General features: G+C 62.5%; 18 protein-coding genes. 11 read left to right on the top strand and 7 right to left on the bottom strand.

Annotated elements, in window-relative coordinates; all coding sequences use genetic code 11:
- Window positions 1-128 precede the first annotated feature (128 nt).
- From NKH42_RS03760 to NKH42_RS03720, 9 genes are all read left to right on the top strand, one after another.
- Window positions 129-2,423 (top strand): bifunctional salicylyl-CoA 5-hydroxylase/oxidoreductase, encoded by a 2,295-nt coding sequence (locus NKH42_RS03760; protein WP_352506092.1) that lies wholly within the window; start codon window positions 129-131, stop codon window positions 2,421-2,423.
- Window positions 2,420-3,193, top strand: a complete 774-nt coding sequence (locus NKH42_RS03755; RefSeq protein WP_352506091.1) for an SDR family NAD(P)-dependent oxidoreductase — start codon at window positions 2,420-2,422, stop codon at window positions 3,191-3,193. Before NKH42_RS03760 ends, NKH42_RS03755 begins: the two co-directional genes overlap by 4 nt.
- Window positions 3,187-3,657 carry a MarR family winged helix-turn-helix transcriptional regulator gene (locus NKH42_RS03750; RefSeq protein WP_254816232.1) on the top strand — a complete coding sequence of 157 codons (471 nt, stop codon included), beginning with the start codon at window positions 3,187-3,189 and terminating at the stop codon, window positions 3,655-3,657. Before NKH42_RS03755 ends, NKH42_RS03750 begins: the two co-directional genes overlap by 7 nt.
- A complete protein-coding gene (locus tag NKH42_RS03745; protein WP_352506090.1) occupies window positions 3,654-4,466 on the top strand; it encodes an enoyl-CoA hydratase family protein in 813 nt (270 codons plus the stop codon). The genes NKH42_RS03750 and NKH42_RS03745 overlap by 4 nt, the downstream gene beginning before the upstream one ends.
- A 237-nt stretch (window positions 4,467-4,703) precedes the next feature.
- Window positions 4,704-5,852, top strand: a complete 1,149-nt coding sequence (locus tag NKH42_RS03740; RefSeq protein ID WP_352506089.1) for an acyl-CoA dehydrogenase family protein — start codon at window positions 4,704-4,706, stop codon at window positions 5,850-5,852.
- 73 nt (window positions 5,853-5,925) lie between these two features.
- Window positions 5,926-6,321: a RidA family protein gene (locus NKH42_RS03735; RefSeq protein ID WP_352506088.1), complete on the top strand. Its 396-nt coding sequence runs from the start codon at window positions 5,926-5,928 to the stop codon at window positions 6,319-6,321.
- Window positions 6,322-6,497: 176 nt separating this feature from the next.
- Window positions 6,498-7,289, top strand: coding sequence for an ABC transporter substrate-binding protein (locus NKH42_RS03730; protein ID WP_352506087.1), 792 nt, complete (start codon window positions 6,498-6,500; stop codon window positions 7,287-7,289).
- Window positions 7,290-7,397: 108 nt separating this feature from the next.
- A complete protein-coding gene (locus tag NKH42_RS03725; protein WP_292656040.1) occupies window positions 7,398-8,072 on the top strand; it encodes an amino acid ABC transporter permease in 675 nt (224 codons plus the stop codon).
- A 71-nt stretch (window positions 8,073-8,143) separates the two neighbouring features.
- On the top strand, window positions 8,144-9,436 hold the full coding sequence (locus NKH42_RS03720; protein WP_352506086.1) for a cysteine desulfurase-like protein: 1,293 nt from the start codon (window positions 8,144-8,146) through the stop codon (window positions 9,434-9,436).
- Here NKH42_RS03720 and NKH42_RS03715 read toward each other — a convergent pair.
- On the bottom strand, window positions 9,367-10,239 hold the full coding sequence (locus NKH42_RS03715; protein WP_352506085.1) for an NAD(P)H-dependent oxidoreductase: 873 nt from the start codon (window positions 10,237-10,239) through the stop codon (window positions 9,367-9,369). The genes NKH42_RS03720 and NKH42_RS03715 overlap by 70 nt on opposite strands.
- 93 nt (window positions 10,240-10,332) lie before the next feature.
- Here NKH42_RS03715 and NKH42_RS03710 point away from each other — a divergent pair, with 93 nt between their 5' ends.
- Complete coding sequence (locus tag NKH42_RS03710; RefSeq protein ID WP_352506084.1) at window positions 10,333-11,253, top strand: LysR family transcriptional regulator; 921 nt, start codon at window positions 10,333-10,335, stop codon at window positions 11,251-11,253.
- 22 nt (window positions 11,254-11,275) lie between these two features.
- Here the strand turns inward: NKH42_RS03710 and NKH42_RS03705 are convergent, their stop codons facing one another.
- The 6 genes from NKH42_RS03705 to NKH42_RS03680 all read right to left on the bottom strand — a co-directional run bounded on the left by NKH42_RS03705 (window position 11,276) and on the right by NKH42_RS03680 (window position 17,001).
- Window positions 11,276-12,106, bottom strand: coding sequence for a dipeptide ABC transporter ATP-binding protein (locus NKH42_RS03705; protein WP_352506083.1), 831 nt, complete (start codon window positions 12,104-12,106; stop codon window positions 11,276-11,278).
- Window positions 12,103-12,978 carry an ABC transporter ATP-binding protein gene (locus NKH42_RS03700; protein WP_352506082.1) on the bottom strand — a complete coding sequence of 292 codons (876 nt, stop codon included), beginning with the start codon at window positions 12,976-12,978 and terminating at the stop codon, window positions 12,103-12,105. Before NKH42_RS03700 ends, NKH42_RS03705 begins: the two co-directional genes overlap by 4 nt.
- 4 nt (window positions 12,979-12,982) lie before the next feature.
- Entirely contained in the window at window positions 12,983-13,900 is a 918-nt protein-coding gene (locus NKH42_RS03695; RefSeq protein WP_023676823.1) for an ABC transporter permease subunit, read from the bottom strand.
- 1 nt (window position 13,901) lies between these two features.
- Window positions 13,902-14,909: an ABC transporter permease subunit gene (locus tag NKH42_RS03690; RefSeq protein ID WP_352506081.1), complete on the bottom strand. Its 1,008-nt coding sequence runs from the start codon at window positions 14,907-14,909 to the stop codon at window positions 13,902-13,904.
- A gap of 58 nt (window positions 14,910-14,967) precedes the next feature.
- Entirely contained in the window at window positions 14,968-16,560 is a 1,593-nt protein-coding gene (locus NKH42_RS03685; RefSeq protein WP_254816244.1) for an ABC transporter substrate-binding protein, read from the bottom strand.
- 165 nt (window positions 16,561-16,725) lie between these two features.
- Window positions 16,726-17,001 (bottom strand): hypothetical protein, encoded by a 276-nt coding sequence (locus NKH42_RS03680; RefSeq protein ID WP_352506080.1) that lies wholly within the window; start codon window positions 16,999-17,001, stop codon window positions 16,726-16,728.
- A gap of 39 nt (window positions 17,002-17,040) precedes the next feature.
- On the opposite strand from NKH42_RS03680, the gene NKH42_RS03675 reads away from it, so the two are divergent.
- Entirely contained in the window at window positions 17,041-19,002 is a 1,962-nt protein-coding gene (locus NKH42_RS03675; RefSeq protein ID WP_352506079.1) for a long-chain fatty acid--CoA ligase, read from the top strand.
- Window positions 19,003-19,023: the final 21 nt, after the last annotated feature.

The raw sequence follows: 19,023 nt of genomic DNA, 5'->3' as shown, positions 1-19,023 counted from the left end.
GCCAGCGCAAGCCGACTGCCGGCAAGCTTGGTTTCTGAGGCGGATTGTTTCAATCCTGAAACTTCAAGGTTGAATTAATCTGCTTCAGGCGTAAACTCGACAAACAGAAGCGAAGAGGAGATCGCACGATGAAAGTTGCGGTTCTCGGTGGCGGACCAGCCGGGCTCTACTTTGCAATCTCGCTGAAGCTCAGGGATGCCGCGCATGAGGTCACGGTATTCGAGCGCAACCGTGCCGATGATACGTTCGGCTGGGGCGTCGTGCTGTCGGCCGAAACGCTGGAGAACCTGACCAAAAACGACCCGGTCAGCGCCGTCTGGATCCGCAAGCATTTCGCCTATTGGGACGACATCGCCGTCATCCATGACCGCGTGCGAACGGTCTCGACCGGTCATGGCTTTTGCGGCATCGGCCGCAAGCGGCTGCTCACCCTGCTGCAACGGCGGGCGCGCGAGCTCGGCGTCAAGCTGGTCTTCGAAACCGACATCGCCGATCCAAAGCCGTTTATGGAGACGCACGACCTGGTTGTCGCCGCCGACGGGCTGAACTCGAAAGCGCGGGGCACCTTCGTCGACGTGTTCAAGCCCGATATCGACATCCGTAAATGCAAGTTCGTTTGGCTCGGCACCCACCAGAAATTCGACGACGCCTTCACGTTCATCTTCGAGAAAACCGAGCATGGTTGGGTGTGGGCGCATGCCTACCAGTTCGACAGCGATACCGCGACCTTCATCGTAGAATGCAGCGAGCAGACCTGGCAGCGCTTCGGCTTCGGCGCGATGTCGCAGCAGGAATCAATCGCCGTCTGCGAGCGCATCTTTGCCCGTCATCTCGGCGGCCACGCGCTGATGACCAACGCCAATCATATCCGCGGCTCGGCGTGGATCAATTTCCCGCGCGTCTTGTGCGAACGCTGGTCCTACAAGAACCTGGCGCTGATGGGCGACGCGGCGGCGAGCGCGCATTTCTCGATCGGTTCCGGCACCAAGCTGGCGCTGGAAAGCGCGGTGGCGCTGGCCGACTATGTCGAGTCCGAACCGGACCTCGAAGCAGCCTTCCGCAAATATGAGGACGCCCGCCGCACCGAAGTGCTGAAGCTGCAGTCGGCGGCGCGCAATTCGCTCGAATGGTTCGAAGAGGTCGAGCGCTATCTCGGCCTCGATCCGGTGCAGTTCAACTATTCGCTTTTGACGCGTTCGCAGCGCATCAGTCACGAGAATTTGCGGCTGCGCGATGCCGAATGGCTGGCCGGCGCCGAGGAATGGTTCCAGCGTCAGGCCGGCGCCGGCGGCAACAATCTGCGTCGCGCGCCGATGTTCGCGCCGTTCCGGCTGCGCGGCATGGCGCTGCAGAACCGCGTCGTCGTCTCGCCGATGGCGCAGTACAAAGCGGTCGACGGCTGTCCGACTGACTGGCATTTCGCCCATTACGCCGAACGGGCCAAGGGCGGCGCCGGTCTCCTCTACATCGAGATGACCTGCGTCAGCGCGGAGGGCCGCATCACGCCTGGCTGCCCCGGTTTCTATGCGCCCGAGCATGAGGTCGCCTGGAAGCGGCTGGTCGAGTTCGTCCATGCCGAAACCGAGGCCAAGATCTGCGCCCAGATCGGCCATTCCGGTGCCAAAGGGTCGACCAGGCTCGGCTGGCAGGGAACCGACGTGCCGCTGCCCTCAGGCAATTGGCCGGTCATGGCAGCCTCTTCCGTGCCGTGGTCGCCGGAAAACCAGGTGCCGAAGGCGATGGACCGCGCCGACATGGATATGGTGCGCGACCAGTTTGTCGCTTCGGCCGAGATGGCGGCGCGGTGCGGCTTCGACATGCTCGAAATCCACGCCGCGCACGGCTATCTCCTGTCCTCCTTCATCACGCCCTTGACCAACCGGCGCACCGACTCCTATGGCGGCTCGCTGGAAAACCGCATGCGCTATCCCTTGGAAATCTTTCATGCGGTGCGCGCCGCATGGCCGGCCGAGAAGCCGATCTCGATGCGCATATCCGCCAATGACTGGCTGGGTATCGAAGGCGTGACGCCGGCCGACGCCGTAGAGATCGCGCGGCTGCTGCATGAGGCCGGCGTAGACATCTGCGACGTATCGGCCGGCCAGACTTCGGCCGTGGCAAGACCGGTCTATGGCCGCATGTTCCAGACGCCGTTTTCCGATCGCATCCGCAACGAGGTCGGCATGGCGACGATGGCGGTCGGCAATATCTATGAGCCGGACCACGTCAACTCGATCCTGATGGCGGGCCGCGCCGATCTCGTCGCACTGGCTAGGCCGCATCTTGCCGATCCGTACTGGACACTGCACGCGGCCGTCACGCTTGGCGACCGCGGCGTCAAATGGCCGGATCCCTATCTGCCCGGCCGCGACCAGCTCTACCGGCTGGCCGAGCGCGAAGCGGCAGCGGGGTTGAAAGTATGAGTGCCGTGGCGATGATTTCGGGACGTCATGCGCTGGTCACCGGCGGCGGCTCCGGCGTCGGCCGCGCGATCGCGCTGGCGCTGGCCGGCGCGGGCATTAACGTGACCATCTGCGGCCGGCGCGTGGAGCCGCTTGCCGAGGTTGCCGCCGAGAACAAGCGCATCTTCGCAGTTGCCGCCGACGTCACCGACGAGGCATCGATGACGGCACTCTACGAGGCCGCGGAAGCGGCACACGGAGCGTTCGACATCGTCGTTGCCAATGCCGGAATGTCCGGCAGTGCTCCGGCGCAGCGGACCTCGCTGGCAGACTGGCAGCGCACGCTCGACGTCAACTTGACCGGTGCGTTCCTGACGGTGAAGCCGGCGCTGGCCGGCATGGCAGTGCGCAAGACTGGCCGTATCATCTTCGTCGCTTCCACCGCCGGACTGAAAGGCTATCCCTATGTCGCAGCTTACGTTGCCGCCAAGCATGGCGTCGTCGGCCTGATGCGGGCACTCGCCGTCGAGACCGCCAAGTCCGGCATAACAGTGAATGCCGTGTGCCCAGGGTTTGTCGAAACCGAGATGCTGGAGAGCACCGTCCAGCGCATCGTCCAAACGACCGGCCGCTCGTCCGAGCAGGCACGGACAAGCCTAGCCGCGACCAACCCGCAAGACCGCTTCATCCAGCCGGAGGAAATTGCGGCCGCGGTACTTTATCTGTGTGGCGACGCCGCCCGGTCGATTACCGGGCAGACGATTTCGATCTCCGGAGGTGAGACATGGTAGCCGGTCCCCTACCCGCCCCGTCCGGACCCGGCAAGGACCGCCTGCGGCTGTGGATTCGCCTGCTGCGCGCCTCGCGCACCATCGAGGCCGAACTGCGCGAACGACTGCGGCAAGAGTTCAACACAACGCTGCCACGCTTCGACGTGATGGCCGCGCTCTACCGCGCGCCGGAGGGCATGCTGATGAGCGATCTTTCGCGCTTCCTGCTGGTGTCCAACGGCAATGTCACCGGCATCATCGACCGGCTGGTCTCGGAAGGGCTGGTGATGCGGGCCCGACGCAATGGCGACCGCCGCACTTCGATGGTGCGGCTGACGGAAGAGGGATCGAAGACTTTCGCCGTGATCGCCGCCGCGCATGAAAAATGGGTCGGCGAGTTGCTGGGCAATGTGAGCGAGGACGAGGCGCGCCGGCTGACCGGCATGCTGACCTCCTTCCGCAGCAATTGGGAGGGACGGGAATGACGAAGCTGGCCGGCCGCAAGCCGAAGCATTTCCTCTGGCAGGTCGAAGGCAAGATCGCAAAGATCCGGCTCGATCGACCGGAGCGCAAGAACCCGCTGACCTTCGACGGCTATGCCGAATTGCGCGACATATTTCGCGACCTTGTCTACGCCGATGATGTCGATGCTGTGGTGTTCCTGCCCAATGGCGGCAATTTCTGCTCGGGCGGCGATGTCCACGAAATCATCGGCCCACTGGTCAAGATGGACATGAAGGCGCTGCTCGCCTTCACCCGCATGACCGGCGATTTCGTCAAGGCGATGCTGAATTGCGGCAAGCCGATTATTGCGGCGGTCGATGGCGTGGCGGTCGGCGCCGGCGCGATTATCGCCATGGCCTCCGATATTCGCATCGCCACGCCCCAGGCCAAGACAGCATTCCTGTTCACCCGCGTCGGCCTTGCCGGCTGCGACATGGGGGCCTGCGCGATCCTGCCGCGCATCATTGGCCAGGGCCGCGCCGCCGAGCTGCTCTATACCGGCCGCACGATGAGTGCCGAGGAAGGCGAGCGCTGGGGCTTCTACAACCGGCTGGTCGATACCGCAACGCTTGAGGCCGACGCGCTCGACATGGCCGCGCGCGTCGTTTCCGGCCCGACCTTCGCCCACGGCATGACCAAGACGCAGCTGAATCAGGAATGGTCGATGGGGCTTGACCAGGCTATCGAATCGGAAGCGCAGGCGCAGGCGATCTGCATGCAGACACGCGATTTCGAACGGGCGTACGAGGCTTTCGTCGCCAAGGAAAAGCCGGTGTTCGAGGGGAATTGAGGATGTTTTCTTCGATAAAGACCGACAGGTTCGCGGGACAGCGCCCCCCTCTGTCCTGCCGGACATCTCCCCCTCAAGGGGGGAGATCGACTTTGGTTCCCACCTTAGCCAATCGCAACCGCCGCAAGATGCGGGCGGACGCCGGAGCTGCCAATCTCCCCCCTAGAGGGGGAGACGGCCGGCAGGCCAGAGGGGGGCGCCGTAGAGCGCGAGGCCCGAAGCATAGCGGAGGCAGAAATGCCTGACCGCTCTTTCCTCAACTGGCCGTTCTTCGAGGACCGCCATCGTGAACTGGCCGAGCGGCTGGACGCATGGTGCTCCAAGACCCTGCCGGTCGCCCATGACGATGTCGACGCCGCTTGCCGCGAGCTGGTGGCCAAGCTCGGCCGGGACGGCTGGCTGAAGCCGACGGCGCTCGACACCGAAAACCCCTCGCCGCTCGACGTGCGCACGCTCTGCCTCACGCGCGAGACGCTGGCCCGGCATGATGGGCTGGCCGATTTCGCCTTCGCCATGCAAGGGCTCGGCACTGGCGCGCTCAGCCTGTTCGGCTCGCCCGACCAGCAGAGCTGGCTGGCGAAGACACGGGCCGGCAAGGCGATTTCGGCTTTCGCGCTGTCGGAGCCGCGCTCGGGCTCGGACGTCGCCAATATGGAAATGACGGCCATGCGTGACGGCGACAGCTATCTCCTATCCGGCGAAAAGACCTGGATCTCCAACGGCGGTATCGCTGACTTTTATGCTGTCTTTGCCCGCACCGGCGAAGCGCCCGGCGCCAAGGGGCTTTCCGCCTTTGTCGTGCCTTCCGACACCGAGGGGCTGATCGTTGCCGAGCGGCTGGAGGTGATCGCGCCGCACCCGCTCGCCCGGCTGTCCTTCGACAATGCACGCATTCCAGCCTCGGCGCTGATCGGCAAACCCGGTGACGGTTTTCGCATCGCCATGTCCGTGCTCGACGTGTTCCGTTCGACCGTCGGCGCAGCGGCGCTCGGCCTTGCCCGGCGCGCGCTGGACGAAAGCATCACAAGAGTGGCCGAGCGCAAGCTGTTCGGTGCACCGATGGCCGAGCTGCAGATGGTGCAGGGCCATATCGCCGACATGGCGCTGGATGTCGATGCCGCCGCCTTGCTGGTCTACCGCGCCGCCTGGACCAAGGACATGGGCGCGGCCCGGGTTACCCGCGAAGCCGCCATGGCCAAGCTGTTCGCTACCGACAAAGCGCAGGAGGTGATCGACAAGGCTGTACAGCTGCATGGCGGCGACGGCGTCCGCAAGGGCCATATCGTCGAAAGACTGTATCGCGAGATCCGGGCACTGCGCATCTACGAGGGAGCGTCCGACGTGCAGAAGGTGGTGATTGCACGGCAGGTGATGGGGGCGGCCTGAGACGGAGTTGTGTGGAAGAATTGATTGTCTTTGAGTTTTAAGCGACCGGATTTGAGCATTGGGAGGTTTTGACATGCACACCATCCTGCAGCCGGAAGGCTGGGCGAAACCCGTCGGCTACGCCAATGGCGTCGCCGCGCGTGGACAGCTTGTCTTCGTCGGCGGGCAGGTCGGCTGGAACGGACAGGGCCGCTTCGAGACGGATGATCTTGTCGGCCAGGTGCGGCAGACGCTGGCCAATATTGTCGCCGTGCTCGCCGAGGCCGGCGCCACGCCTGAGCATATCACCTCGATGACCTGGTACTTTACCGACAAGGCGGAATATCTGGCCAATCTCAAGGGGATCGGCGAGGCCTATCGCGAGGTGATCGGCCGGCATTTTCCGGCGATGGCCGCTATCCAGGTGATGGCGCTTGTCGAGGACCGCGCCAAGGTTGAGATCCAGGCCACGGCGGTTATTCCGGAGTGACGGCAACACGCGGCAAATTTTTTAAGCTTAAAACTTTCGCCTTGAAAAGCGCGGTACTTTGGATAGCATCCGATCTTACGACTGCCGTGCCGGGAGGGCTTTCCGGCAGTCCGGTCACTTGGCGTATCAAAGCCGTGCGGGGCCAACCCGTCCGATCACAACCAGAGGGAACGAAAATGAACTTCACCCGTCGCAACCTGCTGCTTCTTGCTGCCGCCATCGGCATCGCCGGCGGCCCGGCCTATGCCGAAGGCACGCTGAATGTCGGCGCCTATCCGACCAATCCGCCTTTTGAATACAAGAACGAGAGCGGCACGTTCGAGGGTTTCGAAGTCGACATCATCAATGAGGCGGCAAAGCGTATCGGCATGACCACTGATATCGCCGACCTCGGTTTCCAGGCGCTGTTCGCCGCCACCACCTCGAAGCGCATCGACGTCGCCATCTCGTCGATCACCATCACGCCGGAGCGGCTGAAGTCGCAGTCGTTCACGCAGCCCTACTATGATTCCGACATGGGCATCGCCGCGAAGGCCGACAGCCCAATCAAAGCCGAGGCCGACCTCAAGGGCAAGATCGTCGGCGTGCTGTCCGGCTCGACCGGCGAAGCCTGGGTCAAGGCCCACCAGGAAGCGGACGGGTTCAGTGACGTCAAAGGCTACGACACGCAGCAGAATTTGCTGCTCGACCTCAGCTCCGGCCGCGTCGATGCGGCGGTCAGCGATATTCCGGGCCTGGAATATTCTTTCACCAGGATGAAGGATCTCGCCGTAAAAGAGCGCATCAAGACCGGCGAGCAGTACGGTCTGATGATGACCAAGGACCACCCGCTGCTCGGCAAGCTGAACGACGCGCTGACCGCGATGAAGAAGGACGGCACGCTGGCCGCGATCCACAAGAAGTGGTTCGGCAGCGACGCACCGGCCGATTCCTCGACCGTCAAGGACATGCCTATGCCGAAGGCCTGAGCGGCAGTTCGCGCTTAAATGTCGTGCCGGCTTTCGTGCCGGCACGATTTCGGATTTCGGGCTCGGGCTCGAGCGTCGCGGGACGCCAAACGTTTCGGGAATGCTGCGATGTCGCTGCTGGACACCTTCTTCAACGCCGACGTCATGGTCTCCAGCCTGCCGGCGCTGCTGCGCGGTTTCCTGAACACCCTGCTGCTTGGAATCATGAGCATCGGCATCGGTATTCCCGTCGGCCTCGCGATCAGCCTAGTGCGGCTCTATGCGCCAAAGCCGCTTCGGCTGCTGGCTGTCGGCTACATCGACATTTTCCGGGCGATGCCGGTGCTGGTGGTGCTGATCCTGATCTACTATGCGCTGCCGTTCCTCGGCATTCGCCTGTCATCGTGGACTTCCGCGGTGATGGCCTTCGCCATCATCATGGCGGCCTATTCGGCCGAGGTGTTCCGCTCCGGCATAGAGAGCATTCCGCGCGGCCAGTTCGAGGCGGCGCAGGCGCTCGGCCTGCCGTTCTTGCTGACCTTGCGCAAGGTAGTGCTGCCGCAGGCGATCCGCGTCGTCATTCCGCCAATGACCAGCAATTGCGTGTCGATGTTCAAGGACACCTCGCTCGCCTCCACGGTAGCATTGCCTGAACTGCTGAAGGAAGCGACCAACGCGCAATCGCTCTATGCCAATCCCTCACCGCTGATCGGCGCGGCGCTGGTCTATCTGATCTTTCTCTGGCCGATGGTCCGACTCGTCAGCCTCCTGGAACGCCGCTTCCAGACCGAAAAGACCCGCTGAGGTCGCCAACGATTTCCGTCCGCCAATTCCCCGAATATCAACTTCCGTTAGGCACTTCGCAGGAGACGAGCTTGAACCAGCATCAGATTTCGAAAACCGGCGATGCCGCAGCTTTCCCGGTCGAGACGATCCGCGCCATGTTTCCCGCCTTGCAGCAAGCCGGAGACTTCGTCTTCATGGACAATGCCGCCGGCGCGCAGATCCCGCAAAGCGTGCTCGATGCGGTCACCAACCATTTGGTCGCGCATAATGTGCAGCGCGGCGGCCGCTATGGCCGCAGCGTCACCGTCGATCAAGCAGTGGCCGGCGCGCGCGAAAGCGTGGCCTTGCTGATCAACGCTACCAACCCGGCGGAGATCTGCTTCGGCATGAACGCCACTTCGTTCATCCGCCTGGTCAGCCTCGGCATCGGCCAGATGCTTTCCGAGCGCCCAAACGGGGAGCGTGACGAGATCGTCATCACCGACATGGATCACGACGCTAATATCGCGACGTGGCTGGCGCTGGCGCCCGCCGGCGCCAAGTTCAAATGGTGGCGGATGCGCGAGGACGGCAATCTGCATGTCGACGATTTGCGCCCGCTGGTCTCAGAGCGCACCCGGCTCGTCGCCTGCACGGTGACGGCGCATTCGATCGGCTCGATTGTCGACGTTGCTTCCGTGGCTAGGATTGCGCATGCGGCAGGCGCCGAAGTGTTCCTAGACTGCGTGCATTACGGCCCGCACGGGTTGATCGATGTGCAGGCCTGGGATTGCGATTATCTGGTCTGCTCCGGCTACAAGAATTTCTCGCCGCATATGGGCTTCCTGTGGGGCCGCTTCGAAACACTGAAGCGCTTGCCGACCTTCCGCGAGGATTTCATCCCCGACGAGCCGCCTTACAAGATCGAGGCCGGTACCTTCATTTACGAGAACGTCTCCGGCATGGATGCCGCGGTGCGCTATCTCGAGTCGATCGGCCGCAATTTCTTGTCCGAGAATAACCGGTCGCGTCGCGACAACATCGTCGCCGGCATGAATGCCATCCGCGATTACGAGCAGGTGCTGGCGCGCGAAATGCTGGCGGTGCTCAAGGGTTGCGGCGCGACGATCTATGGTGTCGCCGACGAAGCACGCCTCAGCGAGCGCGTGCCGACTTTCTGTTTCAACATCGGCACGCTGTCGCCGCAGAGGATCGTCGAGGAAATGGCCGAGATGCAGATCGGCATTCGCGACGGCCATATGTATGCGCCGCGCCTGATGAAGCGGCTCAACTTAAGCATGGACAGCGGCGCCGTCCGCGCCTCGCTGGTGCATTACAATACGATTGAGGAAGTTCGGCGTTTCGGCGAGGCGCTGCGTACCGTCATCGCCCGGCTGTCCTGATCGGGCTGTCCGGCTGCGCTTGCGCCGTTCTGGTGGAGCGCGAAAGCGGTTGCACCCGGGCTCTCCAGGCCGGGGCGCAACTGCATGCTTGGGATCAGGTAATCGCCGCCATTCTGCTGCCGATAAGGAATGGGCCGGATTGTCTCGAGCGTCCGCATCCTCTCGCGCAGCCGCTCCGCGACAGGCTCGAAATCGGCTTCCCCAAAACGGTCCACCCTGTAAACCACGAACGGCGGAAGCACGTCGTAGCCCGGATAATAGAGAATTCCGTGATTGATCGGGAACAGCACGTCGTCGATCGGGCCGTTGACGCCGCGGGCAGAATAATGCTCCTCCCAGCCGCCGGTGGTCACGATCAGCATTGCGCGCTTGCCGGCGAGCGTTCCCTCACCAAAGCGGTCACCCCACCGCTTGTCGCTGTGCTCGCCAACGCCATAGGCGAAGCCGTAGGCGTACACGCGATCGACCCAGCCCTTGAGGATCGCCGGCATGGCGTACCACCACAGCGGGAACTGGAGGATCAGGGTGTCGGCCCATAGCAGCTTGTCGATCTCGGCTTTGACGTCATCGGTCAGAGTGCCGCTCGCAAAAGCTTTTTTGGAGGCGCCGGCCGGCAGGAAACGTGCTTCCGGCGGCCACGACGGAAAGTCGGCACGGTCCACCTCGGATTTCCAGCCATCGGCATAGAGGTCGGACACCCGCACCTCGTGGCCCTGGGCCTGGAGTTCCCTGATGGCGACGTCACGCAGCGCGCCGTTGAGCGAACGCGGCTCAGGATGAGCAAAAACAAGCAGGACTTTCATGGGTCTACTCCGAAGAAGGACGATAGACACCAAAGATAGCCAGCCGCGGGCGGATCCACTATATGTAGGAAATGTATAAGATTATGCCGAATAATGGATAGATCGGACGTCACTCTCGAGCGCATGCGCACCTTCGTTCGCGTCGCCGAGCGCGGCAGCCTCTCGGCGGTGGCGCGCGAGCTCGGAGTTGGGCAGTCGACGGTCACACGGCATTTGCGAGAACTCGAGGAGGCCGTCGGCGTGCCCTTGCTCAGCAGGACCACCCGGCGTGTGACGATGACCGATGAAGGCAGCCGTTACTATGCCGACAGCGTCCAGATCCTGCGCCTCGTTGAGCAGGCCGGCGATGAGGCGCGGGGCACGCGCGGCGCGTCGGCCGGCACGATCCGGATATCCTGCACGGCGGCGCTCGGGGTCTTGCACGTCAGCCGGTTGATCTTCGCCTTTCAGGACCGCTATCCCGATATCGGCATCGATCTTAGCCTCACCGACGAGCGCATCGACCTTGTGCGGGAGGGCGTCGACATTGCGCTTCGCCTGGGTCCGCTCACCGACAGCTCGATGAAACTGCGGGCGCTCGGGCAATCCCGGCGTCTGCTGGTGGCGGCGCCGGCCTATCTGGCGGCGCGGGGCAGACCGGCTGTCCCGCAGGGTCTGCCTGGCCATGAAGGCATCCGGATGTCGAACATCGCGGGAAGCGACACACTCACCTTGCAGGGGCCAGGCGGCGAGACCTTTGCGGTGCCCTTTGGCGGTCGATTTCGAGTCGACCATGGGCTTGCCGCGCGCGAAGCCCTTGTCGCCGGACGCGGCATCGCACCCGCCCACCATTGGCTTGTCGACGATCTCCTGACGGCCGGCCGGCTGGAAGTGGTCCTGCCGGGCTGTTTTCCGCCCCCCGTCCCGCTGAGCATGCTGATCGTCCCGGAACGCGCCGGCATTGCCCGGGTGCGGCTGCTGGTCGACTTTCTCGTCGAGCAGATCTCCAGCATTCCGGGGATCGAGAAGCCGTAGCCGGCCGGCAAACCTCGCCGGATCAGGCGGCCTTCTTTTTCGCCAACCTTGCCTTGATGCTGGCGACGTCGGCACGCGGCGTCGCCGCGAACAGCGTCCTGGTGTAGCTGTGCTTGGGGTCGGCGAAGACCTCGTCGCGCGAGCCGTATTCGACCGCCTCGCCGAAATACATCACCATCACGTCGTCGGCGATATAGCGTACCACCGACAGGTCGTGGCTGATGAAAACATAGGTCAGCTGAAACTCATCCTGCAGGTCGGCGAGCAGGTTCAGCACCTGCGCCTGCACCGAAAGATCAAGTGCCGAGACGGGCTCGTCCAGCACCAGAAGGCTGGGGTTGAGCATCAGCGCGCGGGCAATGGCGATCCGCTGGCGCTGGCCGCCCGAAAACATATGCGGGTAGCGATTATAGTGCTCGGGGCCAAGACCGACCTTCTTCAGCATCTTCATGGCGAGATCGCGCCGTTCGTCGGCCGTGCTGTCGGTGTTGATGAGCAGCGGCTCGCCAAGCACGTCGCCGATCTTCTGGCGTGGATTGAGCGAACCATAGGGGTTCTGGAAGACGATCTGCACCTTGCGGCGCATTTCCTTCGACAGACCATCCCTCGCGATGTCGACGTTCTTGCCGTCGATGAAAAGCTCGCCGGAGGTCGCCGGGTCGATCAGGGTGATGATGCGGGCGAGTGTTGACTTGCCGCAGCCGCTCTCGCCGACGATGGCCAGCGTCTTGCCCTTGTCGACGCTGAACGAAACACCCTTGACCGCATGAACCGTACGGGAAGGGCGGAAAAGCCCGCCGCCGACATGATAGTCGCGCACGATGTTCTTGCCTTCGACTACCGTCACGCTCATGAGGCGGTTCCTCCTGCGGATCGGGCTGCGACTACAGATGGGGCCGGCTCGAACAGCATGTCGGAAACAGTCGGCAACCGGTCGCCGACGGCGTTTTCCGGCAGCGCCGACAGGAGCGCGCGCGTGTAATTGCTCCTGGGGGATTCGAACAGCGACAGCACGTCGGCCTCTTCCATCTTGCGGCCCTTGTACTGGACGATGACACGGTCGGCGGTCTCGGCAACCACCCCCATATTGTGGGTGATCATGATCAGGCCCATGCCGTATTTGGCCTGCAGGCCGACCAGCAGATCGAGGATCTGCTTCTGGATGGTGACGTCGAGTGCCGTGGTTGGCTCGTCGGCTATCAAAAGCTTCGGATTACAGGCGATGGCGATGGCAATCATGACGCGCTGGCACTGGCCGCCCGACATCTGATGCGGGAACGAGCCCAGCCGTTCCTCGGGGTCGGCGATGCCAACGAGCTTCATCAGTTCAATGGCGCGCGCCCGGCGCTGAGCACGGTCCATGCCCATATGAAAGCGCAGCACCTCCTCGATCTGGAAGCCGACGGTGAAGCATGGGTTGAGGCTGGCGACCGGTTCCTGGAAGATCATCGAAATGTCCTTGCCGACGATCTTGCGCCGCTCGGATGGGCCGAGCTTTAGCAGGTCGATGCCGTCGAAGGCCATGCGGTCGGCCCTCACCGTCGCCGTGTTGGGCAAGAGCCCCATCACCGCCAGCATCGCCACCGATTTTCCGGAACCGGATTCGCCGACGATCGCCAGCACCTCGCGCGGTTCGACCGACAGGTCGATGCCTTGTACCGCCATGAATGGTCCGGCGGCGGTGTCGAAGGAAACGGTCAGGTTCTTGATCTCGAGAAGAGGCATTGGATCATGACCTCTTCAGCTTGGGGTCGAAGGCATCGCGCAGGCCGTCGCCGATCAGATTGATTGCAAGCACAGTGATCAGGATGGCAAGGCCGGGGAAGGTCACCACCCAAGGCGCGCGCAGGATGAATTCGCGCGCCGAAGCGAGCATCGTGCCCCATTCCGGCGTCGGCGGCTGCGCACCGACACCGAGGAAGCCGAGCGCCGCAGCCTCAAGAATAGCGTTGGAGAAGGACAGCGTGGCCTGCACGATCAGCGGTGCCAGGCAGTTCGGCAAGATCGTCCTCACCATCAAGCGAAGATGACCGGCGCCGGCCACCTTGGCGGAGATCACATATTCGCGGTTCTTTTCGGCCATCACGGCGGCGCGGGTGAGGCGTGCGAAATGCGGCTGCAGCACCAGTGCGATCGCCAACATGGCATTGAACAGGCCCGGGCCGAGGATCGCCACCAGCACCAGCGCCAGAAGCAGCGACGGGAAGGCCAGGATGATATCCATGATGCGCATGATCAGCGTGTCGACCCAGCCGCGGAAATAGCCTGCGAGCACGCCAAGCACGATGCCGCTGGTGAGTGAGAAGACGACGACCACCAGGCCGATGAAAAGAGAAAAACGTGCCCCGAAGATCAACCGCGAAAGCATGTCGCGGCCGACGGCATCGGTGCCGAGCAGGAACATCGATTTGCCGCCTTCCTGCCAGGCAGGAGGCGCCAGCAGTGCATCGCGAAACTGCTCGTCGGGCGAATGCGGGGCGACGAACGGCGCAAAGATCGCGACCAGCACCAGCGCCGAAAACACGACAAGACCGATGACGGCCCCGGTGTTCATCGAGAAGTAATGCCAGAACTCGGCAAACGCCCTTTGCCTGCCGCCTGTCGGGATGGAGGCAGCGGTGGCTTCGGCGGCGGATTCGTCGGTCATCTCACTGCACCCGGATGCGCGGATTGATGACCGCGTAGAGCACGTCGACGATCAGGTTCACCGCCATGACGATCAGCGCGATGATCAGCAATCCGCTCTGCACGACGACATAGTCGCGCTTGCCGATGGCGTCGATCATCCATTTGCCGATGCCTGGCCAGGAAAAAATGGTTTCGGTCAGAATGGCGCCTGCCATCAACGTGCCGACCTGCAGTCCAATGGTGGTGACCACCGGGATCAGCGCGTTGCGAAAAGCATGCAGCCCGATGACACGGCGCGGCGCCAGGCCCTTGGCACGCGCGGTGCGGACATAGTCCTCGCCCAGCACCTCAAGCATCGCCGAGCGCGTCTGGCGCGCTATGACGGCGAGCGGGATCGTCGCCAGTACGATCGATGGCAGGATCAGATGGCTGACGGCGGATTTGAAGGCGCCGCTCCTGCCGGAGATCAGGCTGTCGATGAGCATGAACCCGGTCGTGGGCCTGAAGAAATACTGCAGGCCGATACGGCCGGAAACCGGCGTCCAGCCGAGATAGCCGGAGAAGAAGATAATGAGCAGCAGCCCCCACCAGAAGATCGGCATCGAATAGCCGGTCAGCGCGACACCCATCGTCGCCTGGTCGAACCAGGAGCCGCGCTTGACCGCGGCGAAAATGCCGGCGGGGATGCCAAGCAGGATGGCGATGAGCAACGCCACCGTCGCCAGTTCCAGCGTGGCCGGAAACAGCGCCTGGAATTCGCCGAGCACTGGCCGCTTGGTGGCAATGGATATGCCGAAATCGCCGGTGAGGACCCTGCCGATATATTCCAGGTACTGGATGACATAGGGCCGGTTGTAGCCAAACTGCTCGATGAGCTGGGCGTAGCGTTCGGGGCTGACGCCGCGCTCGCCGGCCAGGGCCAGGATGGGATCGCCGGGCAGAAGCCGGACGAAAGCGAACGCCGCCAGCGATATGCCGAACACGGTCGGGATGATCAAAGCGAGCTTGTGGAGGAGATAACGGAGCATCTTGCTTCATAGAACGGCGGCGCGGGAAGTCCAGCGCCGCCGTTCAATTTCTCAGGACTTATTCGGTGACGTCGACGCCGTCAAACCGATGAATGCCGAGCGGGTCCATAACGAAGCCCGACACCTTCTTGTTCATCGGCATGAAGACCTTGGAGTGGGCGATGGTCAGCCACGGAGCCTCACGCTTGAATACCACCTGAGCTTCCTCGTAGATCTTGGTGCGCTCGGCGACGTCCGTCGTTGCCTTGCCTTTTTTCAGCAAGGCTTCAAATTCCTGGTTGCACCAGATCGCATAATTGGACTGGCCGATGGCATCGCAACCGAGCAGGAAAAAGAAGTTGTCCGGATCGCCATTGTCACCGGTCCAGCCCAGTTGGAAGGCGCCATCGCGATCCTTGGCCTTGCCGCGCTGGCGATACTCGGTCCATTCGTAGCTGACGATCTCCGCCTTGACGCCGACGGCGGCATAGTCGGCCTGGATCAACTCGGCAACGCGCTGGGCGTTCGGGTTGTAGGGGCGGCTGACTGGCATAGCCCAGATCTTCATCGACAGATCCTTGACGCCGGCGTCGGCCAGCATTTTCTTGGCCGCCTCTGGATCATAGGGATCGTCCTTGATGTCCTTGTTATAGGACCACATGGTCGGCGGGATCGGGTTGATGGCCGGCGTGCCGGCACCCTGATAGACCGCGTCGATGATTGCCTTCTTGTTCACCGCCATGTTGAGGGCCTTGCGGACCTCGACCTTATCGAAGGGCGGCTGCGTTGTGTTATAGGCCATGTAGCCGATATTCAGGCCTTCTTGCTCATCGACCTTGAGGTTCGTGTCGGCCTGCAGTCCGGCAATGTCGGCTGGCGCCGGGTACGACATGATATCGCATTCGCCCGCCTTCAGCTTCTGCGCGCGCACGGCGGGATCGGGCGTGATGGCGAAGATCAGATCGTCGATCTTCTGGCGGCCGCCATAGTAGCCGTCCCATGCCGCGTAGCGGATGACCGCGTCGACCTGGTAGTCGACGAACTGGAACGGACCGGTGCCGACCGGCTTCTGGGTGAACTGCTGCCTGGTGCCGGCCTTGTCGAGCTGGTCGGCATATTCCTTGGAAACGATCGAGGCGAAATCCATGCCGAGGTCCGGCAGGAACGCTACTTCAGGCTTGTTCAGCACGAATTTCACCGTCAGGTCGTCGACCTTGACGATTTCCTTCAGGAGATCGGGGAAGCCCATGCCGGTGAAATATTCCCAGCCGGTGCCTTCCAGATAGCTGTACCACGGGCTTTCTTTCTTCCACTGGCGTTCGAAGGAAAAGATCACGTCGTCGGCGTTGAGGTCGCGCGTCGGTGTGAAATAATCGGTCGTCTGGAATTTCACACCCGGGCGAAGCTTGAAGGTGTATTCGAGACCGTCGTCGGAAACCGTCCAGCTCTCTGCCAGGCCGGGCGAGATGGTGGTCTTGCCATGCTCGAACTCGACCAGGCGCGAATAGATGGTGCGCGATGAGGCGTCGAAGTCGTTGCCGCCGCTCCATGGCGACGGGTCGAAGCCGGCCGGCGAAGCCTCCGAGCAATAGACCAGTTGTTTTGCATTGGCCATGCCGCCGAGGACGCTTGCAGCCAGCAACGCGGCTGCAAAAGTCAGTTTCTTTTTCATTGAGCACTCCCTGATGTTCTTCCAAGCCCCTCTATCAGGCTCGCGAAGGCCGCATATAAGCACCGTTTTTCTAGCTTTGGAACTGCTTGTTTGCCTAACCCACGGGAAGCAGAAAAAAATTCCGGCACGCGGCAAATTGTGGAAAAAACGAGCCGAATCCGCAGATCACGACATTATTAGCGACTTCAATTTTTTGTTGATCGGCGATGCCGCCAATTGTGGGAATCGAGCCTTTCGGTTCAAGAGACCCGCGTCCGAAAACCGGTCGCGGCCTAGAGGTTTGACGGCAAGTCTTACCGCACTCCTGGTGGCGAAGGCTTGCATGGCCGCCGCTTGTGGCAATACATAGATAGATGGGCAGCGTGCCGGATTTTCCCGGGTTTCGGGCATCGCGGCAAGCGTTGGGATATCTTTGTTGATCAGGGCGGTGGTGGCGCGCAAGCATGCCGAAACAATAAGAAACGATTGAGGGAGCGACAGGTGGCAAAACCGGCAAAGACAACCAGCGCGGCGAAAGCAAAGGCCGAGGCAACATCGAAAGCAGTCAAGTCAAAAGCGGCCGACGCCAAGCCGGCGGCTACCGCGAAGGCAAGCGCGAAGCCGGCGGCGAAGACCACGGCTGGAACGGCTGCTAAACCGGCAACCCGCAAGATGGCGCCTGCTGCAAAGTCTGCCGCCAAGCCGGCGGCGAAGGCAGTGCCGACAGCGCCCCGACCGTCGGCAGGTCCGGCCAAGAGATTACCAAAGGCGATCATGTCGCTGGCCGCCGGCCTGCCGGAAAAACCGTGGCTCAAGAGTTATCCAAAGATCGTGCCGGCCGAGATCGGCGCTCTGCCCTCCAGCTCGATCGGCGACTTTCTCGTCACCGTGTGCAAGCAGTTTGCGAATCGGCCGGCCTTCGTCTGCATGGGCAAATCGATCACCTATGCCGACCTCGAGCGACAGTCGGCCGCCTTCGGCGCCTATCTGCAATCAACGGGGCTGCAGAAGGGCGCGCGCGTCGCACTGATGATGCCGAATGTGCTGCAATATCCGGTGGCGATCATGGCAGTGCTTCGCGCCGGCTATGTCGTGGTCAACATCAATCCGCTCTACACGCCGCGCGAGCTGGAGCACCAGCTCAAGGATTCCGGCGCTCAAGCCATTGTCATCCTCGAAAATTTCGCTTGCACCCTGCAGGCGGTGATCGCCAGGACCGCGGTCAAGCATATCGTGGTCGCCTCGATGGGCGACATGCTCGGTGGGATCAAGGGACCAATCGTCAACTTCGTTGTACGCCGCGTCAAGAAGATGGTGCCGGCATGGTCGCTGCCCGGCCATGTCAAATTCAGCGCCGCGCTGAAGGCAGGCGCCGGCATGGCCTTCAGGCCCGCAAAGGTCGCGGCCGACGACATCGCCTTCCTGCAATACACAGGCGGCACGACCGGCATCTCCAAGGGCGCGATGCTTTTGCACAGCAACATTTTGGCGAATGTCGCGCAGAACGCGCTGTGGGCCGAAGACGCCTTTACCGTCAAGCCTAAGCCGGCGCATCTGAACTTCCTCTGCGCGCTGCCGCTCTATCACATTTTTGCGCTGACGGCGAACGTGCTGGTAGGCATGCAGCAAGGCGCACAGAATGTCCTCATCCCCAATCCGCGCGACATTCCCGGCTTCGTCAAAGAGCTGCAGAAATACCCGATCCACATCTTTCCGGGCCTCAACACGCTGTTCAATGCGCTGCTCAACAATGAGGATTTTCGCAAGCTCGATTTCAAGCCGCTGATCCTGACGCTGGGTGGCGGCATGCCGGTGCAGAGGGCCATCGCCGAACGCTGGAAGGCGCTGACCGGCTGCCCGATCAGCGAGGCCTACGGGCTTACCGAAACCTCACCGGGGACAACCATCAACAAATTCAGCGACGGCGTTTACACCGGCACGATCGGCCTGCCGCTGCCCTCGACCGAGATCGCCATCCGCGACGACGACGGCAACAATTTGCCGCTCGGCGAAGTCGGCGAAATCTGCATCCGCGGACCGCAAGTGATGGCCGGCTACTGGAACCGGCCGGACGAGACCGCCAAGGTGATGACCGAGGACGGCTTCTTCAAGTCGGGCGACATGGGCTTCATGGACGAGCTTGGCTATACCAAGATCGTCGACCGCAAGAAGGACATGATCCTGGTTTCCGGCTTCAACGTCTATCCGAACGAACTCGAGGAAGTGGTGGCGCAGCATCCGGGCGTACTCGAAGTGGCGGCGATCGGCGTGCCGGACGAGCATTCGGGTGAAGTGCCGAAGCTGTTCGTCGTCAAGAAGGACCCTGGGCTGACCGCCGAAGTGCTGGCGGCTTATTGCAAAGAGAACCTGACCGGCTACAAACGCCCCAGGCATATCGAGTTCCGCACCGAGCTGCCCAAGACACCGGTCGGCAAGATCCTGCGACGGGCGTTGCGGGGCTAAGGCGCAGCTTGAGCGATTGCA

It is taken from the genome of Mesorhizobium sp. M1142, assembly GCF_040318565.1.
In the GTDB taxonomy this organism is placed as follows: domain Bacteria; phylum Pseudomonadota; class Alphaproteobacteria; order Rhizobiales; family Rhizobiaceae; genus Mesorhizobium.
The sequence above is the reverse complement of the archived record's forward strand: the minus strand, read 5'-3'. Positions and strand labels throughout refer to the sequence as shown.